The following is a 2,726-nucleotide window of genomic DNA, read 5'->3' as shown; positions in this document are numbered from 1 at the left end:
TCTAGGTCTTTTTTTCACCTCGCATTTGGTATTGCACTTCATGTGTTAATCTAAGTTTTAAAAGCTCTAATCAAAGTTGCTTGGCTTTCTGAACTTGTAAACAAGTATAGCAACAATTAGCATTTCATCTGTTGAGGATGTAGACGTGCTTTGTGAGTTTATGCTAACCAAGCTTGCACTAATCTCTCAAAAACCCACGTAAACCCCTGATTTTAAATAATTATTTCAAAATGTTTCATAACTAGCTTTGTTTCCCCATTATTACATAATTTGTTACAATTGCAGAATACTTTAATTGAGAAGTAGCTAACTCTTATTATTTTATTCTACAAGATGACGATTTATTTAACAACGCTATTATTAAATACAACTAACACAACCAATCCATAGGTTATATCTTACTAAATAATAAATTCATAAAATAACGCCTACTTACAATAACCTACCTGTAAATCGCCTCAAACCTTTATACCATGCTGATAAATAACTAAAAATTCAAAATATTCATAAGTAAAACTACCCACGAAAAATATATATAAATAAAATGAGAGAAGTTATGGAAGAGTCAGGCTTGATGATCGGGCATTTTGAACCACTGCATCTAGGGCAGATGCGCAGTATATTGGACGCAGCAGGACAAGCAAAAACACTCAATATCGTCATTATGGCACACCCTGCTCCGCACCCAGATTTCAACATCACCTTGCAAGATAAAGCGCGTTGGCTACAGATGGCATGTGCCGATTTACCTTTTATCCATATTCATATCACTGATGAGATTGAGCTACCGTTGCATGAGGACTTTAATGAAGTAACAATTGATATCCCAGCCAGCAATGCCAAATTACAACGTTTGATGGAAGCGCTAAAACTGCCAGCTGAGACGGTATTTTTTGTCGCAGAAAACCACCCATTAGCGGACAGTACTATCCAAGAACAGCTACTACTGCCAGTCGTCACTACCCCGCTACAGACTGAGTTTGATTCTTATGCTATTGCCCGTAACCCAGTAGTGCATTGGCCGGCAATCCACCCACATGCACGTCCTGATTACACTAAAACAGTGGCTATTGTAGGTGGCGAAAGCTCAGGGAAGACAACTCTAGTACATAAACTTGCCAACTATTATGGTGCCAGCTTTGCACTTGAAATGGGAAGACTATATGTCGGCACAGACTTGGGCGGTAGTGAGATTGGGCTACAATATAGTGATTACGGACCCATTGCCCTGAATCATGCTCAGGCTATTCGCGATGCCAAGGCCAAAGCAACCGCGCCTGTTACTATCGTTGATACCGACTTTGTGACCACACAAGCATTCTGTGAAGAGTACGAAGGGCTGACCCATCCCTTCGTCACGGCCTGTATCGATGAGTTTCGTCTCGACCATACAATTATGCTGGACAATAATACACCGTGGGTTGCCGATGGTATGCGCTCATTAGGCACGCCTGAGGCACGTGGGCGGTTTGAGCAACGGTTATTAGATATCTTTACTCAACACAATATTGAACCACATATGGTTGATAAACCTGACTACGATGCGCGCTATCAGCAAGCACTGTTATTTATCGACCAAGCTATTTATGGCAAAAAACCGTAAAGTAATTAGGGCGTGTCCTCAATAAACTCAATAATAATAAATTTATAATAACGCTATTTTTAATAGTAATTTTATAACAATAAACTTTTATCAGTATGTTTTTAATGACGTTTTTTGATGAGCAGAGCGTTGTTATTGATATGCGTTTTTAGGGAAAAAAACAATGCGTATTCAGCTATTGGACAATATCACTGGAAAATGGGCGATGCAATGGATTATTACTTGGTTCATTTGTGGGGTGATTGCGTTGTCTGCAGGCTTTTGGCTAACCACAGAGCATACCACTCTCGATTGGTTTTATTTGGCGGTATCCTTTATTGGCCTGATTTGTGTGGTGTCACTGTCATTCCGCAAAAACGTCATGGGTAATGGCTTTGGCATGGGCGCAACCGCTGGTGAAGTCGTGGTACAGGCAACATCTGGCGCAGTTGGTTTGATGCTAGCGCCACTTTTTAACTTTTTTACCCATGTTTACGGTATTTTTTATTGGTCAAAACACACTGACCTTGACGGTGATATGGTACCCAAATCTGCCAGCAAAGCCGTTTGGTTGATTACAGCAGCGTTTATTGTGATTGGTCTCGCCCTCTTTCCAGTGGTGAATGATTTACTAGCAAGCTACGGCTATGCGGTGGTTGAAGACGACAACAGTAAGTTTTTAGGGTTGATCTCTTTCTTTTGGATCAACGTCATCGCGTTTGTGCTTTCTATCACCGCACAAGCGGCAATGATTCTACGTTATTCATTTAACTGGTGGTTATGGATTATCGTCAACTTCGTCTGGCTGATCGTCAACCTCATGTCTGGCAACTATATCTTTGCTATTCAAACCATGATTTATCAAGTGAACTCTTTTATCGGTCTTTACGAATGGCATCGCAGCGAGCAAGATGCTATGAAATTGCCAACACCCACGCGATAATGAATGACGACGACAACTCGTGTTACAGCTGAAAAATAATGCATATAAGAGTGAAAGGATAAGAAGGCTTGACTGTGCGGTTTACCAGATAAAATGGCAGGTTACATAAATTAGTGCTACAACTAGGGGCTGTATAGAATTGGGAAATAGTTGAAAAAAATAAGCAACGCCTTACACTCTTGTTTACCACAACAAAGAGAA

General features: G+C 40.4%; 2 protein-coding genes. Both read left to right on the top strand.

From position 1 onward, the window contains the following. Positions 1 to 556: 556 nt before the first annotated feature. On the top strand, positions 557 to 1,603 hold the full coding sequence (gene nadR / locus EI162_RS13955; RefSeq protein WP_192524904.1) for a multifunctional transcriptional regulator/nicotinamide-nucleotide adenylyltransferase/ribosylnicotinamide kinase NadR: 1,047 nt from the start codon (positions 557 to 559) through the stop codon (positions 1,601 to 1,603). A gap of 163 nt (positions 1,604 to 1,766) precedes the next feature. Then, positions 1,767 to 2,525 (top strand): nicotinamide riboside transporter PnuC, encoded by a 759-nt coding sequence (pnuC, locus tag EI162_RS13950; protein WP_192524903.1) that lies wholly within the window; start codon positions 1,767 to 1,769, stop codon positions 2,523 to 2,525. Positions 2,526 to 2,726 lie beyond the last annotated feature (201 nt).

The organism is Psychrobacter sp. FME6 (assembly GCF_014861365.1).
GTDB lineage: Bacteria > Pseudomonadota > Gammaproteobacteria > Pseudomonadales > Moraxellaceae > Psychrobacter.
The sequence above is the reverse complement of the archived record's forward strand: the minus strand, read 5'-3'. Positions and strand labels throughout refer to the sequence as shown.

What these genes read in the sequence shown, in the direction of transcription:
- nadR (WP_192524904.1), top strand. Translation starts at nt 557, where the DNA reads ATGGAAGAGTCAGGCTTGATGATCGGGCATTTTGAACCACTGCATCTA.
- pnuC (WP_192524903.1), top strand. Translation starts at nt 1,767, where the DNA reads ATGCGTATTCAGCTATTGGACAATATCACTGGAAAATGGGCGATGCAA.